The sequence below is a fragment of the Geobacter sp. DSM 9736 genome (assembly GCF_900187405.1).
Lineage (GTDB): Bacteria > Desulfobacterota > Desulfuromonadia > Geobacterales > Geobacteraceae > DSM-9736.
This window is the reverse complement of sequence record NZ_LT896716.1, coordinates 1,654,562-1,672,121: the sequence shown is the minus strand read 5'-3', so window position 1 is coordinate 1,672,121 and position 17,560 is coordinate 1,654,562. Positions and strand designations below refer to the sequence as shown.

Genomic DNA, 17,560 nt, shown 5'->3' with positions numbered 1-17,560 from the left:
ATTTCGAGATTCCATGGAAATTATAACAAAGAGTGACGCCGTCGCTCCATAGAGCACCCACGACCATCCTGCTGTTCTCCGTCCGGAGTTCTCTTCAGCGCCGTCTTTCGGCGTTCAGCATGAGACGCCATCTTTTCCCTTCCTCTGAACTTCAATACGTTACCTGTTGTGCCGTTTTCCATTCTCGTCGATTCCAAGACGTATCCATTCCCTTTCACTATGGTTTTAGTCTCGCAGTGATAAAATTTGAATAATACGTTGCAGCTGGAGGAGGCGATGGAAACTGCCGACCTTGAATTGCGGAAATTCGTGGCACCGGAGTTCGTGTTCGGTGTGGGAGCCAGGAAACTAGCCGGGAGATATGCGCTTAATGTTGGAGCACGCAAGGTACTGGTAGTGAGTGACCCTGGCGTAGTTGCGGCCGGCTGGACCCAGGACGTCCTCAATGCTCTTGAAGATGTCGGACTTCACTTTTCGCTCTTTACCTCGCTGACCAGCAACCCGAAGGCGGAGGAGGTACAGGAGGGGGCTCGCATTTTCAGGCACGAAGGGTGCGACAGCATTGTTGCCGTGGGGGGGGGAAGTCCCATGGACTGCGCCAAGGGGATAGGCATAGTCACCGCCACGGGCCGCCATATTGCGGAATTCGAAGGGGTGGACAGAGTCGACATGGCCATTCCTCCTCTGATATGTGTTCCGACCACTGCGGGGTCTGCCGCAGATGTCTCCCAGTTCGCCATAATAACCGACCGGGAGCGGCGGAAGAAATTCGCCATCATCAGCAAGATCATCGTTCCCGATGCCGCCCTGATCGATCCGGTCACCACCACCTCCATGCCGCCCGAACTCACCTTCCATACGGGCATGGATTCCTTGTGCCATGCAGTAGAGTCATACGTCTCGACGGCCCACGCTCCCATAACGGATCTCCACGCGCTGCAGGCTGTCGGAACCGTCGCTTCAAACCTTCAGGCAGCTCTGGACTTCCCCCGCAACATCAACTGCCGGGGCCGAATGATGATGGCCAGCCTTCACGCGGGACTCGCTTTCTCAAATACGAGCCTCGGGATGACGCATGCAATGGCTCATGCCGTCGGCGGCATGTTCGACGCGCCCCACGGCGAGTGCAACGCGCTGCTCCTTCCATTCGTTGTCGAGTTCAATTTTTCCTCCGTGCCGGAGCGATACCGGCACGTGGGGGAGGCGATGGGGATTCGTCTGAACGGGATGAGCCACGACGATGTCGAAACGATTCTCGTTTCAAGACTGAAAAGTGTGGCGGGTACGGGTGGGGGCACCCATCGTCTCTCAGAACTGGGGGTCTCAAAAGGGGACCTGCCACGGCTCGCGGAAATAGCCATGGAGGACCCCTGTCTCTTCACGAATCCGAGACGCCCCCGGAAAGAGGAGGTTGAGGGGGTCTATGAAAAAGCGCTCTGACGAGGCGGATTGGGTCGCGCAACGTGAGAAGATCATCGGTCTCGGCGAGCGTTCGGTGCGTAAGACGTACTTTCCGCAGCTCCAGCAGAAGCTCGACGAACTGGAGCGCTTCAGGGCGCTTCTCGATCAGACGCGTGACTGCATCTTTCTGTTTCAAGCCTCCTCACTTCGCATTGTCGATGTCAACTCTTCAGCCTGTAGAGAGATGGGGTGTCTGCGGGAGACACTCCTGTCGGCGCACATGGAAGATTTTTTCCCCGATGACGCAGTCGTAGCACTAAGGGGAGCCGTTTCTTCGGGGGAAGCCGGCAGCGGCGAGAAGGTCATCGAGTCTTCACTCACGAGGTGTTCCGGCAACGGGTTCCCGGTGGAGATCACCTTCAGGCTGGTTTCCTTCAACAATGTGCTGTACGGGGTTGCCGTAGCCCGGGATATAAGGGAGCGCAGACAGGCGGAGGAGGAACTCAAACAGAGCGAGGAGCGATTGCGCTTTGCTTTTTCCGCAGCAGGAATCGGCACATGGAACTGGGACCTGAAATCGGATCAGTTGATCTGGAGCACGCGGTGCAAAGAGCTGTTCGGATTTCCCCCTGACTTCACAGTTACCTATGATTCATTCCTGAATGCCATAGCCGAAGAGGAGCGGGAAGCGGTGGATGCTGCGGTGTCGAACGCACTGCGCGATCATGCCGATTACCATATGGAGATGCGTGTAAGCCTGCCTGACGGCTCCTTCAGGTGGGTCTTAAGCAAAGGAAGGGGATTCTACGATCAGGGGGGGCTCCCTCTCGGCATGCATGGGATTGCTCTGGACATCACTCCCCGGAAAAAATACGAGGAGGAGCTGCAAGAGGCCAGAGTTTCCGCCGAAGCCGCCAACCGTGCAAAATCGCAGTTTCTCGCCAACATGAGCCACGAGCTCCGGACGCCGATCAACGGGATTCTGGGGATTCTCCAGCTTATGATGGCTGGGTACGCGGGGGAGGTGCCCACCGAGCAGAAAGAGATGCTCGCCAAGGCCGATCGTTCCGCACGCTCCCTTCTTCGCATAATAGAAGATGTTCTGGACCTGTCGCGTGTGGAGGCCGGAAAGCTGCTGCTCAAGGAAGAGTCATTCTCCATTCGCGAGGCTGTTTCCGATGTCGTCGAGCTGTTCGTAGTGGAAGCGCGCAGCAAAGGCGTCTCCCTCCTGTTGTCCGTCGCCGATGATGTGCCGGAACGTCTTGCGGGGGACGCTGTACGGCTCAGGCAGGTGCTGGTGAACCTTTTGGGTAATGCGGTGAAATTCACCCCGCAGGGGAAGGTGGCGTTGTCAGTCGCTGTCGGTTCCCGGGCTGCCGGCGGAACAGTCGACATGAAATTCACCGTTACCGATACCGGCATCGGAATTCCACACGACAGGGTAGGGCACCTTTTCCGCCCTTTTACGCAGCTTGATCCCTCGGACACCCGCAGGTTCGGCGGTTCCGGGCTGGGCCTCGCCATCAGCAGACGGCTCGTAGAAGTTATGGGAGGAGCAATAACCCTGCAGAGCGAAGAGGGAGTGGGAAGCACCTTCTCCTTCACGGTTCCGCTGCGGGAGGAGCCGACGTCGATGCCGGGAGAACCGGGTCCGGTTCCTGCCGGACCGGTGCATCGAAGCGGGGAGAGGGTGCGTATCCTGGTGGCGGAAGACGATCCCCTCGCATCCGAGCTTCTCAGGAGCATGCTCGAATACCACGGGCTGGAGATGGATCTGGCCCGGACTGGGCGTGAGGCCGTGGAGAAATGGGAAGGGGGGGAGTACGATCTGATCATCATGGATGTCCAAATGCCCCAAATGGACGGCATTACCGCAACTCGTATCATCCGCGAGAAAGAGAAGAGCGGGGCCGGACACATACCCATCATGGCGATGACCGCCCATGCTTTTCCCGAAGACGAGGCAAGATGCCTGTCTGCCGGAATGGATATCTATCAGACGAAGCCGCTGGATGTGGAGCGCGGCATAAAAACAGTGTTGTCTCTTCTTCGAAAGAAAAAAACTGAATCCGAGTAACAGATCACCTTCTGCACAAGAACGACGCGGGTTTATCGGAGGATGAATGGACAATTGCGATCTTGCGGCACATGTAGCCGATCCGGGGCGGCTTGCGGCCCTGAAGGCAGTGGCGTTACTGGACACCCCCACCGAGGAGTCATTCGACAGGCTGACCTGGCTGGCTGCGCGTTTCGTGAGCGCACCGACAGCGCTGGTGTCTCTGGTCGATGCGAACCGGCAGTTCTTCAAGAGCTGCCTGGGGCTGCCCGAGCCCTGGTCCTCGATGAGGGAGACCGCCCTGTCGCACTCGTTCTGCCAGTACAACCGGATTCCAAGGCAGCCCCTGCTCATCACGGATGCCCGGAATCACCCGCTTTTCAAGGACAATCTGGCGATACGGGATCTGAACGTGATCGCGTACCTGGGTATTCCCCTTGTTACATCCGACGGATACGTACTCGGCTCTTTCTGCGTCATCGATTCCAAACCGAGGCAATGGACGGTTGAGGATGTATCCGTAGTGGAAAAACTGGCTGCAGCGGTGATGGCCGAAATACATCTCCGGGCCGAAATAGCTAACCGACAGAGGATAGAGGAGAAACTGAATGAGCAGAATGAGGAACTGCGAAGGGCATATGGGGATCTGGAGCGGGAAACGGCGGAACGCCTCCGGACGCTGGAGCAGCTTCGGCACAAGGACCAGATGCTGATCCGGCAGACCAGGCTTGCGGCCATGGGGGAGATGATCAGCAGCATCGCACACCAGTGGCGCCAGCCGCTCAATGTCCTGGGTCTCATGTTCCAGAGTGTGCTTCTCAATTTCGAGACGGGACACCTCCGCAGGGACCTCCTCCAGGAAAGTACGGACGAAGCGATGAAGGTGATCAACTACATGTCGCGGACAATCGACGATTTCCGTAACTTCTTCAGACCTAACACTGAAAAATCAAGGTTCAGCGTTAAGGAGGCGGTGGACCTGACGGTTTCCCTGGTGCGGGACGGCTTCAGGGAGTGCCGGATAGAACTGGAAATCGCAACATCTGATGATGTCGAGATTTCCGGGTACTTCAACGAGTTCTGCCAGGCAATTCTCAGCATTCTCCACAATGCCCGGGATGCCTTCTCCGAACGCAGCATCGAGTGCAAAAGGCTGGTTGTCTCTTCGACAGTGGAGAGGAGGACGGCGGTGATTACCATACGGGACAATGCGGGAGGCATTCCAGATAACGTCATCGAGATGATTTTCGAACCCTATTTCAGCACAAAGGGTCTCCAGGGAACCGGGATCGGGCTCTACATGTCGAAGAACATGATCGAGACTCAGATGGGGGGGAGGCTGACCGTGCGTAATACAGATGAAGGAGCGGAGTTCAGGATCGAGCTGCCTGTGAATTCTTGAACCTGCGGCTGTTATTGCAAGCGTATTGCTCACTTATCTCTCCCGTTGTTACCAGCACTGTGTCAACGGTTCCAGCTCCTGCCACAAGAAAAACTCTTCTTGAAGTTATCTGCCGAATCAGGCAATTTACCCCTTATTTCAATAAAGGAACAGGATGCAAACAAGAACTTTACTGTTTGTCGCGGCTCTGTTTGTCTTTAGTCATGCCGCTGAGCCAGCCGGTCAAGAAGGTCACATCCGTTAAGCGTATCATAGAAGACTCTGCGTCCTTCGTTTTGAGTGGAACCAGTGTAAAAACTGCGATCGTTCTTGCTGTTGACCTCCTACAAGCTGTTACAAAGCCGTATCGCGTGAGCGACCTAGCCGAAGTGCTCGGCAGAATGAGCAGAAGGCCCTGATCGTGATGTCGACGAATCTGGTGAATGTCGCTTGCGTTTGAAGCAAACACCGAGTTTCTGTTACGACATATGGGACTGCCGTGGCTCATGTTCTGATATCTAGACGAGAAAACTGAATATGAATGCAGAGCGTTTCCAGAAACCGGGGCGCTTTATTTTTGGGTTGTCCGGGACAATTCGTTTCGCTCCCAAGTATGTACACGGTCCGCATATTTCTTCTGTTGACCCTGCATCTGTTTGGGAGTATTAACTGCATAGTTTCGACTTGAGATGGAGGGCCTACATCAGCCGCTTGTTCCGTGAGGGAGGGCGGCTTTTTGTTTCCGGTGCAGAACAGGAGGAAAGATGATCAGGATCGTCCCCATTGATGATGATAACCGAGCTGCTTTCGACATGCTCATGCAGTGCTACGAAGCGGAGTTTTCATCCACAACTGAAAAGATGCCCGGTCCGAATGGGCTGTTTCCTCTGGATACGCACCTCGACGGTAGCCACCGAGGCCGGCGGAGAAAGCAGGGGGCGTTCGGCTCGGTTTTATAGTCCTTCCAGGAGGAGACTTTCAATGACCGAAGGTTTCATCCCGCCGCATGGCGGCTACCAGAAACTGCTCTCCTACCGGAAGGCGGAGATTGTATACGACGCCACCGTGTCCTTCTGCGAGCGATTCGTCGACCGTCGCTCACGCACCCATGACCAGATGGTCCAGGCTGCGCGGTCCGGCAAGCAGAACATCATCGAAGGGAGCATGGCTTCTGCTACCTCGAAGGAAACCGAGATAAAGCTGACCAACGTAGCGCGGGCGAGCCTTGAAGAGCTGCTGGCGGATTATTGGGATTTCCTGAGGACACGGGGCGCGAATCTTTGGGACAAAGAGAGCAGAGAGGCGCAGTATGTCCGAAGATTGGGGAGAGAACAGTCCCATGGGACCCATGAGTCCTATGAGACCTATAAGTCCTTTGTGGAAACCCGCCCCCCTGAGATTGTGGCCAACATAATCATTTGCCTGATTCACCAGACGAACTACTTGCTTGATAGGCAGCTGAAGCAGCTGGAGCAGGCTTTCCTGAAGGAAGGGGGCTTGCGGGAGCGTATGACGAAGGCGCGTTTGGAGGCGAGGAAGAAGACGAGGGGGTAAGTAGAGAGGGTATGGGCCGGAATCGGGGGTGTTGTTGAAGGTGGACGGGGGATCAAGTAAGGTGTACCTTGAATTCCTCCGAAGCGCAGCCGACCCGCATCGGGTCGGACCACGGCAACTAATTGAATTTATGCAGAATAAAGGAATTATTGCCACGTATTTCACCTTTAAAGTTGCATTTCTCCCCTAAAAGCGAGTCTGTAAGCATGGCACGAGCAAACCGACAATACGTTCCTGGTCAGGTATAGCACATCACCCATCGGTGCCACAAAAAGGGTTCCCTAAGGACAGGCGCCGGTGGCAGTCCTGGCTCTTCGAGGCGAAGAAACGCTTTGGCCCTGCGAGTCCCCAACTATGCAGAGTAACGTCCAATCACATCCACCTGCTGGTTCCGGAGCTCATCTTCTCACCCTCGATATCACCAAAGGATCAATGCCCCGCCTTGCTCCCCCATAGCTCTTTCAATCGTTTATCGCGGCCGCACGTCGTCCGGTAGAACTTATAGCGGATCGGATTCTTCTTGTAGTAGTGCTGGTGGTATTCCTCGGCAGGGTAGAACTCGGAGGCCTGCGTTATTTCTGTGATGATGGGTTCCTTGAAAGGCTTCGTCCTCGCCAGCTCATCTCTCGATTTCACAGCCAGTTGTCGCTGCTTCTCCCCATGGTAGAAAATTGCGGAGCGGTACTGGTTTCCGATGTCGCAGAACTGGCGGTCCTTTGCCGTCGGATCTATGTTGTGCCAGAAGATTTCGAGGAGCTTCTCGTACCTGACCTTTGACGGGTCGTATACTATCTGCACCGCCTCTGCATGGCCGGTCCCTCCCGCCGAGACCTCTTCATATGTAGGGTTTTTCCTGTGACCGCCTGTATAGCCGGACGTCACCGAGAGTACCCCGTCGAGCTTGTTGAAAGGGACCTCCATGCACCAGAAGCATCCTCCCGCGAAGGTGGCTTTTTCGGTGGTCGTCCGTCCGCCCGATGATGGCTCGGAACCCCAGGCATGGATTAATCCTGTTGCCAGGCCCCCCAGAAAGAGCATGCAGAACGTGAAGCATAGAGCAATCCTTTTGTTCATACCTCTTACCCTCCTGATCTCATGATTTTCAGCCAGCCACGGAACAGTTTGCGGACAAAAGGGGTGAGGCGGGTCCTGCTGTAAGCGTCGGCGAGCTTTTTGATTGCTTCAGCCTGGGTGGGATAGGGGTGGATGGTTCTCCCGATGGCTGCAAGACCCAGCCCGGCAGTCATTGCCAAAGAAATCTCGTTGATCATCTCTCCCGCATGACGGGCAACGATAGTGGCGCCAAGTATCCTGTCCGTTCCTTTTTTGATGTGCACTCTGGCGAAGCCTTCCGTCTCTCCATCCAGAAGTGCCCGATCCACATCGGCCAGCGGGACGGTAAGGGTCATCACGTCGAGCCCCTTGTCTTTCGCCTCCTTCTCATACATTCCCACGTGGGCCACTTCCGGATCGGTATAGGTACACCAGGGCACAACCAGTGCGGAGATCTTACGCCTCCCCATGAAGAGGGCATTCGCAATCAGGATGCGAGCCAGTGCGTCCGCCGTGTGGGTGAACTTGTAGGGAAAGCAGATGTCGCCGGCAGCGTACACCCGCGGGTTGGAAGTCTGCAGCCTCTCGTTTACCGTGACACCACGCGTGGGGTCGAAGGCGATGCCGGCTGCCTCAAGATTGAGCCCTTCCGTGTTGGGGACACGTCCGATCCCTACCAGAATTTCATCGACGACGATATCGGCCGTCCGCTCTTCTGTTTCAATGGTCAGAACCTTGCCCCCCTCCTTTTGCCCGACGCGAAGAACCTGGGCTGGAAGGCAGAGCTCGATTCCTTCCCGGAGAAAGGCCCTCTGGACGACTTTTGCGGCGTCGCGGTCCTCACGGGGGAGGATGTGGTCACTCTGGTGCCCGATCATGGTAACGTTGCTCCCCAACCGGGCGAAGGCCTGGGCTAGCTCGCATCCGATGGGCCCTGTCCCGATGACGGCAAGCCTTGCGGGCAGTTCGGTCAGGGAGAAGACCGTTTCGTTGGTGAGGTAACCGATTTCCGCCATGCCGGGGATGGGGGAGGCTGCCGCCCGCGCCCCCGTACAGACAGCGGCTTTTCTGAAACGCAGTGATCTCCCCCCGACCTCGACAGTATCCCGGCTTGTAAAACTGCCTTCACCAAAAAAGACATCTACCCCAAGTTCGTCCCTGAATCGGGAGGCTGAGTCATGGGGGCTTATTCCCGCCCTTATTCGCCGCATGCGTTCCATTGCCGCGGCAAAATCGTTGGTGGCGCGCTCTCCCCCAGTGATCGAAAACTCACCGGCAGTGGCGACATCATGCATTGCCCGGGCGGCACGAATCAAACCTTTGGAGGGGACGCAGCCGACGTTGAGGCAGTCACCCCCCAGGAGATCGCGTTCGATCAGCGCCACTTTTGCTCCGAGTCCTGCGGCTCCGGCGGCGGTAACGAGGCCGGCCGTTCCAGCCCCGATCACCACGAGATTGTACATCGGCGCCGGCTCCGGGTTTTCCCATCGAGGGGGACGGACGTTTTTCAGCAGAAGTTCGTTGTTTTCGGTCAGCGGGTATATGGCGGGGTGCTCGATCATCATAGGTGACTCTACGAAAACATGTTGATCCTACGACCTGTTCCCGGACAAAATCATGAGCCTTCCTGAAGTTACAAGGAAGCTTTCAGTACTGCAGCGACGATGTTTCCGGCTCTATCTGGAAAGCCTGTCGTATATCCATTCTTCCAGCTTATCCCGGCCGCATGGTTTTTCGAGTCCGCTCTGTACAAAAATGGGAGGTATGGCGGGATAAAAGAGCTGTAGGGGCGGGTTTTTGTACTTTTCCGTTCACGGCCTGCCCCAGTTTCTTTCGCTCAGCCCATCAGTGCTCGATTCAAAAACCCCTGCGTAGAGCAGATCTTCAAAATCTGCCCCTCCCATCTGGTACATCTTGAAGAGAATGACCTGTAGGTAGTTTCGCCACCCCTGGCCCAACCTGGGAAGAGGATCCGGGCGCCAGTTTCTCGGACGGGCTATTATGGATGCGAGAAAGGCCGACTCCACCGGTGACAGCTCGAAAGGGCTCTTGCCGAAATAGTAGTGCGAGGCCTGGCCTATGCCGTAAATGCCGTCCCCCCACTCGATAATGTTCAGGTAGATTTCCATTATCCGCTTCTTGTCGAGGTTCTGCTCGAGGGCCACGGTGATGAGCGCCTCCTCCAGTTTGCGGCTCAACGTCCTTTCAGTCGACAGGAAAAGATTTTTTGCCAGCTGCATGGAGATGGTACTGGCGCCACGCACGACCTTGCCGGCTTTCAGGTTATCAATCAACGAGCCCCTGATATGCCGTGTGCTGAACCCCCTGTGGGAAAAGAAACCCGAATCCTCCGTCGCCATCACCGCGCTTTTGAGGGAGAAAGGGATATTATGGTAGGGCGTGAAATACGGGTTAGCCGGGCTGAGCAGTATCGTGGTTTGTTTTCCCGGCCTTATCCTTACGTTGTGGAGGAAAGGGCCCCTGAGGCGATTGATGTCGATCTCCTGTCCCAGGTCCAGGATCTCCAGCCGGTCTGTGCGGCCGGAGTAGCTGTAGTCCAGGCTGTCGGGATTCGCCGTGTCCAGATGCATCCTGAACGTCCCCGTCATACTGCCGGAGAGCCTGATAACCGGCAGGTCCGGATGAAGTGATGGGGGTAAGGCAGAGATTGCCCTGTCATAGGAGAAATTCTGAAAGGCCACCGTCAGATCCACCACCGGTTCTTTCCATCCCCGCATGCTCCCCCTGACAATGGCGGTTTCACCTCCCAAGCTGATTTTTGCGGCCAGGCTCTCGATTCCGGAGCCGGTAAGATTACCCTTCAGGTCAAAGGGGAGGCTCAAGGCATCTATCGTTCCGGAAGATACGACCGGGCAGCTGAGGCCTCGGGCCGTGACCTTGCCGCTCCCTTCGATGGCGAAGTTTTTATCGTCACTCGTGGCGACTTTCAGATTGCCGTCTACCACGAGTTTTTCGAAGGGGAGAGGGGAGGTAGATACCGGCGCAAGGAGTGCCGTCGAGAAGTTGTCCGCCTGCAGTTCGTACTGTTTGACTGCTCCTCTGGTGAACGTTATCGTCGCCGACTTGTTCATTCCCGAGAGCTTCAGCCGTACGGATTCTCTGCCGGGACCAACTTCGGCTTCCACGCTCTTGTAGAAGCTCATTGACTCTCCTGTCGCTGTTTTGATCAGGATGGTGACGTTCGTGAACAACAACCGGCGGGGAAAAGCTTTACCCTCTTGTCCGGAACTGCGGATTCTCTGCGGAGTAGGAATCCGGGGGAACTCCCACTCTCCCCGTTCATTCCGGAGCAGGGTCAGCTTTACCTGATCACCGTAAAGGGTATCGAAGAGGTCACCGGGTCTGGTGTTCCCGTGCAGGTAACGGAGCAGATTGACCTGTGTACGTAGCTCCTTTGCCTGGAACAGTGGTATCCCTGACGTGGAGCACATGGTAATGTCGGATGCCTTGATGCCGCAGGGGAAGCACGGGCCAACCGATGCCACGAGGCATTTGAAGCCGGTGAGTGACCCGGCGAGGAGTGAAGCCCTGTTTCTCAGATCTTCGAAGGCAGCGCATGCAGCCAGAGCACCCGAAAGCAGTGCAATGGCTAGAAACGGCAGAATCCGTAGAAGACTGGGGCGGGCAAGCGGTCCCATATGAACCCATCGGAATGGTTTGTACTAATAAAATTCTACCTCCCATCACAGGACAATCAACCACGCCTGATTCTCAATCCTGGGGGGCCGCCTCCTGGCGCACAAGTCTTTTGCTCGGCAAGCTGCGGGGCCTCTGGGTCTCTCTTATGGCAACATCAAGGGAAATACAGGAAAAGGGAGTGGGGGGAGGGGGCTGAAACGAAAAAACGCCCTGAACCTTGAAGGTTAGGACGTGATTTCAACTGCTTTATGGTGCCGAAGACTGGACTCGAACCAGCACACGGTTGCCCGCACAAGAACCTGAATCTTGCGTGTCTACCAATTCCACCACTTCGGCATTCGAGAGTAAACCTTATATCATCGATAAACAGGGTATGCAAGTGGAAAAATGGCGCTGGGTTACACCTGAGTTTCACTCTCCAGGGTTCGGACAGCCTTGTCTATGGCCTCGACGACTTCGATGTCCTTACCCGTGGATGCACCGAGTTCTTTGAACCTCCGGGCGGTTACCAGAACACGGGACTCCATTGTTCCGACAGCCTTGTTGTACGATTCCACTGCCCGATCGAGGCCTTTCCGCATATCGGTGAAGTGGCCGGCCAGAGTGGCGATGCGTTCGTAAAGCACCTTGCCCAGTTCACTGATCTGCTGTGCGTTTGCTGCGATCTGCTCCTGGCGCCATCCGTAAGCTACGGCGCGCAGAAGCGCGATGAGGGTGGTGGGGGTGGAGATGATGACCTTCTGCTCGACTCCGAATTCGATGAGGCCGGGGTTCTGCTCCAGTGCTGCGCTGAAGAAGGTTTCGCCGGGAAGGAAAAGCACAACGAACTCCGGGGTCGGCTGAAACTGTTCCCAGTACGATTTGCCCCCCAGTTTGGTCAGGTGCATCTTTATGTGCCGCGCATGTTCCTTGAGCTTGAAAACCTTCAGGTCGCTTTCTGACGCTTCCAGCGATTCCAGATAGGCTTGCAGGGGAGCTTTCGAATCGACCACGATATTCTTGCCGTTGGGAAGCTTGATAACCATATCGGGGCGCAGCCTGCAGTCGTCCCCGGAGGCGCTTTCCTGCTCGACGAAATCGCAGTACGGTACCATTCCGGCGATCTCTACAACCCGCTTCAACTGGATCTCTCCCCACCGTCCCCGCACCGTCGGGGTCCTCAGCGCCTGAACGAGATTCGCAGTCTCGGCCTGCAGCTGGGACTGGGTCACCGATAGAGATTTCAACTGCTCGGTCAGTGTGGCGTAAGCTGAAGAACGGACCTTCTCCAGTTCCTGGATTTTTCCATCTACCTTTTCCAGTGATTCCCTGACCGGCTTCACCAACTGGTCTATGGCCTGTTGCCGGCGTTCCAGGTCCCCTTTAGCGTTTTCCTGAAATTTTTCAAGGGATGCATGGGCGAGTTCCAGGAACGACTGGTTGTTGCACCGTAGTGCCTCAGCAGAGAGGGCCTTGAAAGCGTCGGAAAGCTTGTGATGAGCTTCGTCGAGAAGGGCGAGTTTTTCTGCGGCCCCTTTCCGCTCCTTGGCGAGGACCGTCGAAAGCTCGGCTACCTGTGTCTTCAGTTCCGAGATTTCCCGTGACTTCAGCTCCACCTGCTCATCACGGTTCTGAAGGGCTTTCAGCAGATCGGGAATGCGAAGGCATTTCTCCTCGGCAGCTGCGCGACGGTCCGATTCGTTTTTCAGATCATGGCGGAGCTGGATAAGTTCAGCAGCCTGGCCCTCGCATGCCCCTCTCGCCTGGGAGAGCTGCTCTTCCTTCCCCTGCAGGCGCTCGGCTACCATCGCCAGTTCGGCCTGCATTAAGAGCTTCCCTTTATCCAATTGCTCTTTGCCATTTTTCCTAAGTGCAAGCCAGACTGCGCAGGCTCCGATGACGATGCCGACTGCTATGAAACCATATTCCATGGACGACTCCTGGCGAAATGCCTCATTATGCAGCAGTGACCAAGGCATGGCAAAGGAAAAGGAAAAATGGGGATCGATGGATGAGCTGGCTGTGCGGCTTCGCAAGGGAGGCTGTGTGGGAAATGCATGAAGGGAACGTGGTAGCGAGAGGATCGTTTCCTCTCGCTACGGATGATGCAAAAGAGGTGCAACCGGTATCAGATGAAGAGGGGCCCTTCTTCACATTCGGCGTCGCCGTTCTCATCGCGGGTCTGCGCGTATAGCAAGGCCAGCCCGATTCCGAGTGCCGCTCCCGTGAAAAACGAGAGTACCACCGTTCCGATCCCCGTTCCTTTTTCTTCATCTGTCATAACACGTCACCTCCGGGTAGGTATGGAATAAAAAGTCGAACAGTAAGCCTTTAATCGGTCATTTCCGGCATTTCTTGAGAGGGCCGGGCAGATTCCATCGCCTGGAGGATAGCAGAAAACTCCGGCGCTGTATACAGCCTCTGGGATAAAAACTCAAGCTCTGGAGGGGCGGGCGCCCGAGCATGATGAATTATAGGCCAGTAGCCGCTACACTTCAAGCTTTCGAAGGAATTCGTCCATGATCCTCACGTCGGACATGCTTTCGAATTCCCGGTAGCCGTCGACCAGATCCGGATCGAGCCCGCGGTAGAAGCGCGGCATCTTCTCCCGGAGGCCCAGGATCGCCTTGTTGGTAGCGTAATTGTCGCTGGAGAGGGTGCCCGCACGTTTCCCGAGCCTGACTACGATGCTGTGGCCAAGTTGGAAGAGCCTCTTCAGCCGCTCGCCGACAAGGATGGTTCCCGCTCTTTTCTCATCATCTGCGGCGAAGTATTCGAGGGAGATGTTGAGGTAGCCGTATACCCGGCGAGACACCGCCTCGATTGCCGCTCCGTCTGCGAACGATGCCTGCTCCGCCACGAGAGCATTGTTGATGAGATAGTTCAGCTCCCGCAACAGTTCCGAAGACCGCACCCGGACCAGCGCCCTCTGGAGCAGTGTGTCTCCGGTTGCTAGTGGTTCGGGAAGATTTTCTGCACCATCTTCGTTTACAAGAAGCTTGTCCTCCGCCGCTACAAAATGATCCGGGTTTAAGAGCGCGTAAATGGCCACGGCTTCTTCCCTGCTCGGAAAACCGGCATCGGCCATACGGCCGGTACGGAACTGGTAGCAGAGTTCTTCCAGCTCCGTTTCGACCTCGTTCTGCACTCCGGTCATGAGGGAGAGGTAGAGCGGCTGGTCGTGGCGGTAGATGATGTCGAGAAGCGTTCCGACCACCCGGGCGGTGTCGGAGCGAAGAAAGCTGATATGGTAAATGCCGTCGAAACTGTGGTCCCAGTCGGCGAGACGGATTTCATCGTTGACCAGGTCTCCCATTCCTCCTCCGACCGCAATTTCGCGTTTTAGGAGCAAGAGGATTAGCTCCAGGTCGAGGCTGGAGAGCTGCGCGAGAAGGCGGTCCTCTCCTGCCTCCATCAGGTAGCCGAGCCACTTGAGAAGAACGTCGGTCCGAAGCGCTGACTCTTCCCATACCTCCATGTCGATCATGAAGGAGTACTGGGCCGCAGTGGCCAGTTCCAGCAGTTCGGCCGCATCGTTTTCCCCCAGTTCCTTCACGAGCCAGTAAATCTCCTGAGGCTGCATGAGTGCTGCCACCTGCTTCGCGTCCGGGTCGGACAGTAGAAGTTCAAGCCGTTTCCTTGCAGGCTGGTGGCGCAGCAATCCTATCTTCTCCGGGATCGGCAGTTGAAGGAATTCATGTGTCGTAGGCACGCCTCCCTTGATTAGTGTAAGTTTGGGGTGCTTCGCTTCTTCCTCGGTCATCTTTTCTCCTTCCGGTTACGCTTCCCTTTTCCCTTCCACTTCTTGCGGCCGTTCCGGTAGCCGCAACCGTCGTGAAGCCAAAGGAGGGTGGCCGCCAGTTCTGGGGTGAGCTTGACGCATTCCGGGTTTACGGCGAACCGCTTGTCGTAAATTCTGCAGTGCCGCGTGACGACATCAAGGTAGCGGCAGGGAGTGGAGGTGAAGAAGATGGCGCCGGTATCATCCTCTATCTTCTCGAAGCAGCAGCGTCCGCAGCGCTTGCAGAGATCTTCCCACGCCTGTTCATTCTGCGGCAAATCTTCCATCGGTCGAGAATAGGTGTTGCGAGCTGGGATGTCAAGGCGGCGGGCAGGTTGTGTGAAAAGTTGACCGCCTCTAAGTGCCGGGCGGGCCGAGATGGACCTCGAACGTTCCGCTTCCGCTGGAGAAGCGGACCTTGTCCGGCAATATCTCCTCTACCTTCGCACCTTCTACAATGGCGCCTTCTCCCACGGCCCTTCCATTTACCACGGCATACCTGCTTGAGCTGTCCTTCTGCCAGGCTATGCCGCTTATCCTGATGCTGGGGGAGTCATCACTCTTCTGTGGCGTCGCTGCAACCGAAATGGTTTGCGCCGGCTCCTGCATGGTGACACCTTCCCGGGGGCGTGTTGCAAAAGGTTCCGGAGCTGCAGGCTTTAATCCCGTTTTCAGAGAGTCGGTTACGAGATGTGTCGTTGCCTTGGCCGCACGAGGAGGTACTTTCTCTGATTTTGCCGGTAACGGGGGAACGGCCAGAGATTTATCCGGCGGAGCGGGAACGGCATGCAGTACGCCTGCCGCCTCAGGAGAAGGCGCGGCAGACGGCACCGCAACAGCGATGGTCGCGGGCTGCGTGAGTGGAGCCGGGATATGTTTCATTACGAAGTAGGTCACGGCAGCAGCTGCTACGGCAACCATGGACATGGCTACGGGAATAAGCCATCGACGGGGCCCTGCCGGGCGTTCCCCTTTCAGGACCGCTCCCGCAAGGTCCGGCATGTGCGGTTTACGGGTCGATTTCTCCTGTTCCAGTTTCTTCAAAGCCTTGAGGATGGAGCTCATGATGTTTCGCGTGCTCCCTTCTGCAGACGTGGTTGAGGATACCCCGCAGCGCGGTGAAGGAAAAGAAGTGTTTCGGCTCCCGCTTTTCCGTCCACCGTTATCCCCTGCGTTTTCTGAAAGGCCTTCACGGCAGCAGTGGTAGGCGCGTCGTACACACCTGTATGGGGGCCGGTGTAGGCGCCTGCGTTCCGAAGCAGCGCCTGGAGGCGCATGATTCCTCCGCTCCGTGTCCCGGCAGAAGGAAGAAGGGGTACTCCCGAGACGTTTTTCCAGAGCAGGTAGGCCTGCCCCTTCCACAGGTTTTGTAGTTGCTCCTTTGTTACGGTAACGGGACCTCCTGTGCCTTCCAGTCGCACCATGCCCTTCCCAAGTGCTGCAACTGCAACGAAGCGGCCTTCCTTTAGTCCCGGCACCGAAACCTGCAGAAGTGCCGGCGCGTCGTAACTCAGGAGGCGCTCGATGTTTCCCGTAAAGTACAGGACGCTCAAACCTCGCTCCGCGGACAGCTTTTCAAGAGTCCTGGAGTCGATGCCTCCGGTGAACCCGATGACGGGGGGAGCCTGCCATAGTGCAGCGAGTACGTTGAATGCGGCTATCGCGCTCGACTGTTCCGACTTTGCTTGTTGCGCCGAAACAAAGGATGCAGGCAGGGCTGCATCTCTTGTAGCCGCAGGAGATCGCTCATGCTCGGAAGAGGATGCCTTGCCCGATTCGATTCGCGTTCCGGCGTACCACACGGCACCAGTCAGGAGGAGGAGAAACAGGAGTCCCGCGAGCTTTCTGCCTCGTGGCAGGCGCATACCTGAGCTGCTCCGGGTGAGCTCCCGGATCGCTTCGGCGGCAATAGCCGGGGTGATCGTCCTGCTCTCTTCGGTGAAGCCGATGAGAAGGGCGCGGTCGCATGCGATGTTGATGAGGCGCGGCAATCCCTTGGTGTAGTTATAGATGAGTTTCACCGCCCGGGGGGCGAATTCGGCCGCCCGCCAGCCACCGGCAACTTCCAGCCGGTGAGCGATATAGGCTCCAGTGTCTTCCTGGTCCATCGGGAGAAGCTGATACCTTACGGAGATTCGCTGGGCAAGCTGCCGCAGCCTGGGCTGTTCCAGGAGGGACCCAAGCTCGGGTTGCCCTGCGAGAATGATCTGGATCAGTTTGTCGGTTTCGGTCTCGAGGTTCGAGATCAGGCGTATCTGCTCCAGGACCTGGCTTTCCAGGTTCTGGGCCTCGTCGATTACGAGCACCACAGTCCGACCAGCGGCATTTTCAGTCAGTAGAAACCTGTTGAGCTCCTCGTGCAGTTCAGCGATGCTCAAGCCCTCGCCCCGAATGCCGTATTCCTTGTTTATGGAGCGTAGGAGCTCATGGGCGGAGAGGCACGGATTGAAGATGAAGGCGGTCCTGTAACGATCATCGGCGAGCTGGTTCAGAAGCGCGCGCAGCACCGTCGTCTTCCCCGAGCCTACCTCGCCGATCAGTCCGATGAATCCTGCATGCTGATCTATACCGTAGAGCAGATGCGCAAAGGCTTCACGGTGATGCTTGCTGAGGAAGATAAAACGCGGGTTCGGGGTAATGGTGAACGGTTTTTCCTTGAAGCCGTAAAATTCCTGATACATCGCTCGCTTCGTTC

14 protein-coding genes, 1 tRNA gene and 1 pseudogene are annotated in these 17,560 nt (G+C 56.6%); 6 read left to right on the top strand and 10 right to left on the bottom strand.

What is annotated here, in order from left to right:
* Nucleotides 1-276: 276 nt before the first annotated feature.
* The 6 genes and pseudogenes from ercA to CFB04_RS18525 form a co-directional block, all read left to right on the top strand.
* Nucleotides 277-1,440 carry an alcohol dehydrogenase-like regulatory protein ErcA gene (gene ercA / locus CFB04_RS07570; protein WP_088534708.1) on the top strand — a complete coding sequence of 388 codons (1,164 nt, stop codon included), beginning with the start codon at nucleotides 277-279 and terminating at the stop codon, nucleotides 1,438-1,440.
* Nucleotides 1,424-3,478: an ATP-binding protein gene (locus CFB04_RS07565; protein ID WP_088534707.1), complete on the top strand. Its 2,055-nt coding sequence runs from the start codon at nucleotides 1,424-1,426 to the stop codon at nucleotides 3,476-3,478. The genes ercA and CFB04_RS07565 overlap by 17 nt, the downstream gene beginning before the upstream one ends.
* A 46-nt stretch (nucleotides 3,479-3,524) precedes the next feature.
* Nucleotides 3,525-4,859 carry an ATP-binding protein gene (locus tag CFB04_RS07560; RefSeq protein WP_088534706.1) on the top strand — a complete coding sequence of 445 codons (1,335 nt, stop codon included), beginning with the start codon at nucleotides 3,525-3,527 and terminating at the stop codon, nucleotides 4,857-4,859.
* 743 nt (nucleotides 4,860-5,602) lie between these two features.
* Nucleotides 5,603-5,797 carry a hypothetical protein gene (locus CFB04_RS07555; RefSeq protein ID WP_088534705.1) on the top strand — a complete coding sequence of 65 codons (195 nt, stop codon included), beginning with the start codon at nucleotides 5,603-5,605 and terminating at the stop codon, nucleotides 5,795-5,797.
* A 22-nt stretch (nucleotides 5,798-5,819) separates the two neighbouring features.
* Nucleotides 5,820-6,392 carry a four helix bundle suffix domain-containing protein gene (locus CFB04_RS07550; RefSeq protein ID WP_088534704.1) on the top strand — a complete coding sequence of 191 codons (573 nt, stop codon included), beginning with the start codon at nucleotides 5,820-5,822 and terminating at the stop codon, nucleotides 6,390-6,392.
* A 251-nt stretch (nucleotides 6,393-6,643) separates the two neighbouring features.
* Nucleotides 6,644-6,783, top strand: a pseudogene (locus tag CFB04_RS18525) (transposase); the annotation flags it as partial.
* A 38-nt stretch (nucleotides 6,784-6,821) separates the two neighbouring features.
* On the opposite strand, the gene msrA reads toward CFB04_RS18525, so the two are convergent.
* The 10 genes from msrA to CFB04_RS17880 all read right to left on the bottom strand — a co-directional run bounded on the left by msrA (nucleotide 6,822) and on the right by CFB04_RS17880 (nucleotide 17,546).
* On the bottom strand, nucleotides 6,822-7,466 hold the full coding sequence (msrA, locus tag CFB04_RS07545; protein WP_088534703.1) for a peptide-methionine (S)-S-oxide reductase MsrA: 645 nt from the start codon (nucleotides 7,464-7,466) through the stop codon (nucleotides 6,822-6,824).
* Nucleotides 7,467-7,471: 5 nt separating this feature from the next.
* Entirely contained in the window at nucleotides 7,472-9,007 is a 1,536-nt protein-coding gene (locus tag CFB04_RS07540; protein WP_088536741.1) for a mercuric reductase, read from the bottom strand.
* 249 nt (nucleotides 9,008-9,256) lie between these two features.
* A complete protein-coding gene (locus CFB04_RS07535; RefSeq protein ID WP_088534702.1) occupies nucleotides 9,257-11,104 on the bottom strand; it encodes a biosynthetic peptidoglycan transglycosylase in 1,848 nt (615 codons plus the stop codon).
* A gap of 250 nt (nucleotides 11,105-11,354) precedes the next feature.
* Nucleotides 11,355-11,441 (bottom strand) — tRNA-Leu (locus tag CFB04_RS07530).
* 62 nt (nucleotides 11,442-11,503) lie between these two features.
* Nucleotides 11,504-13,015 (bottom strand): DNA recombination protein RmuC, encoded by a 1,512-nt coding sequence (gene rmuC / locus CFB04_RS07525; protein WP_088534701.1) that lies wholly within the window; start codon nucleotides 13,013-13,015, stop codon nucleotides 11,504-11,506.
* A gap of 197 nt (nucleotides 13,016-13,212) precedes the next feature.
* Complete coding sequence (locus CFB04_RS17885; RefSeq protein WP_157698752.1) at nucleotides 13,213-13,365, bottom strand: hypothetical protein; 153 nt, start codon at nucleotides 13,363-13,365, stop codon at nucleotides 13,213-13,215.
* A 207-nt stretch (nucleotides 13,366-13,572) separates the two neighbouring features.
* Nucleotides 13,573-14,847 carry a DUF6178 family protein gene (locus CFB04_RS07520; protein WP_088534700.1) on the bottom strand — a complete coding sequence of 425 codons (1,275 nt, stop codon included), beginning with the start codon at nucleotides 14,845-14,847 and terminating at the stop codon, nucleotides 13,573-13,575.
* A complete protein-coding gene (locus CFB04_RS07515) occupies nucleotides 14,844-15,152 on the bottom strand; it encodes a YkgJ family cysteine cluster protein (RefSeq protein ID WP_088534699.1) in 309 nt (102 codons plus the stop codon). The genes CFB04_RS07520 and CFB04_RS07515 overlap by 4 nt, the downstream gene beginning before the upstream one ends.
* Before the next feature lie 70 nt (nucleotides 15,153-15,222).
* Nucleotides 15,223-15,930 carry a general secretion pathway protein GspB gene (locus tag CFB04_RS07510; protein WP_088534698.1) on the bottom strand — a complete coding sequence of 236 codons (708 nt, stop codon included), beginning with the start codon at nucleotides 15,928-15,930 and terminating at the stop codon, nucleotides 15,223-15,225.
* Nucleotides 15,927-17,546 (bottom strand): ExeA family protein, encoded by a 1,620-nt coding sequence (locus tag CFB04_RS17880; RefSeq protein ID WP_157698751.1) that lies wholly within the window; start codon nucleotides 17,544-17,546, stop codon nucleotides 15,927-15,929. The genes CFB04_RS07510 and CFB04_RS17880 overlap by 4 nt, the downstream gene beginning before the upstream one ends.
* Between the last annotated feature and the right edge of the window lie 14 nt (nucleotides 17,547-17,560).

Excerpts from the sequence above, each read along its gene's own strand:
- msrA (WP_088534703.1), bottom strand. The coding sequence starts at position 7,466 with ATGAACAAAAGGATTGCTCTATGCTTCACGTTCTGCATGCTCTTTCTG.
- rmuC (WP_088534701.1), bottom strand. The coding sequence starts at position 13,015 with ATGGAATATGGTTTCATAGCAGTCGGCATCGTCATCGGAGCCTGCGCA.
- CFB04_RS07565 (WP_088534707.1), top strand. The coding sequence starts at position 1,424 with ATGAAAAAGCGCTCTGACGAGGCGGATTGGGTCGCGCAACGTGAGAAG.
- CFB04_RS07560 (WP_088534706.1), top strand. The coding sequence starts at position 3,525 with ATGGACAATTGCGATCTTGCGGCACATGTAGCCGATCCGGGGCGGCTT.
- CFB04_RS07520 (WP_088534700.1), bottom strand. The coding sequence starts at position 14,847 with ATGACCGAGGAAGAAGCGAAGCACCCCAAACTTACACTAATCAAGGGA.
- CFB04_RS17880 (WP_157698751.1), bottom strand. The coding sequence starts at position 17,546 with ATGTATCAGGAATTTTACGGCTTCAAGGAAAAACCGTTCACCATTACC.
- CFB04_RS07555 (WP_088534705.1), top strand. The coding sequence starts at position 5,603 with ATGATCAGGATCGTCCCCATTGATGATGATAACCGAGCTGCTTTCGAC.
- CFB04_RS07510 (WP_088534698.1), bottom strand. The coding sequence starts at position 15,930 with ATGAGCTCCATCCTCAAGGCTTTGAAGAAACTGGAACAGGAGAAATCG.
- CFB04_RS07535 (WP_088534702.1), bottom strand. The coding sequence starts at position 11,104 with ATGGGACCGCTTGCCCGCCCCAGTCTTCTACGGATTCTGCCGTTTCTA.
- CFB04_RS07550 (WP_088534704.1), top strand. The coding sequence starts at position 5,820 with ATGACCGAAGGTTTCATCCCGCCGCATGGCGGCTACCAGAAACTGCTC.
- ercA (WP_088534708.1), top strand. The coding sequence starts at position 277 with ATGGAAACTGCCGACCTTGAATTGCGGAAATTCGTGGCACCGGAGTTC.
- CFB04_RS07540 (WP_088536741.1), bottom strand. The coding sequence starts at position 9,007 with ATGATCGAGCACCCCGCCATATACCCGCTGACCGAAAACAACGAACTT.
- CFB04_RS07515 (WP_088534699.1), bottom strand. The coding sequence starts at position 15,152 with ATGGAAGATTTGCCGCAGAATGAACAGGCGTGGGAAGATCTCTGCAAG.
- CFB04_RS17885 (WP_157698752.1), bottom strand. The coding sequence starts at position 13,365 with ATGACAGATGAAGAAAAAGGAACGGGGATCGGAACGGTGGTACTCTCG.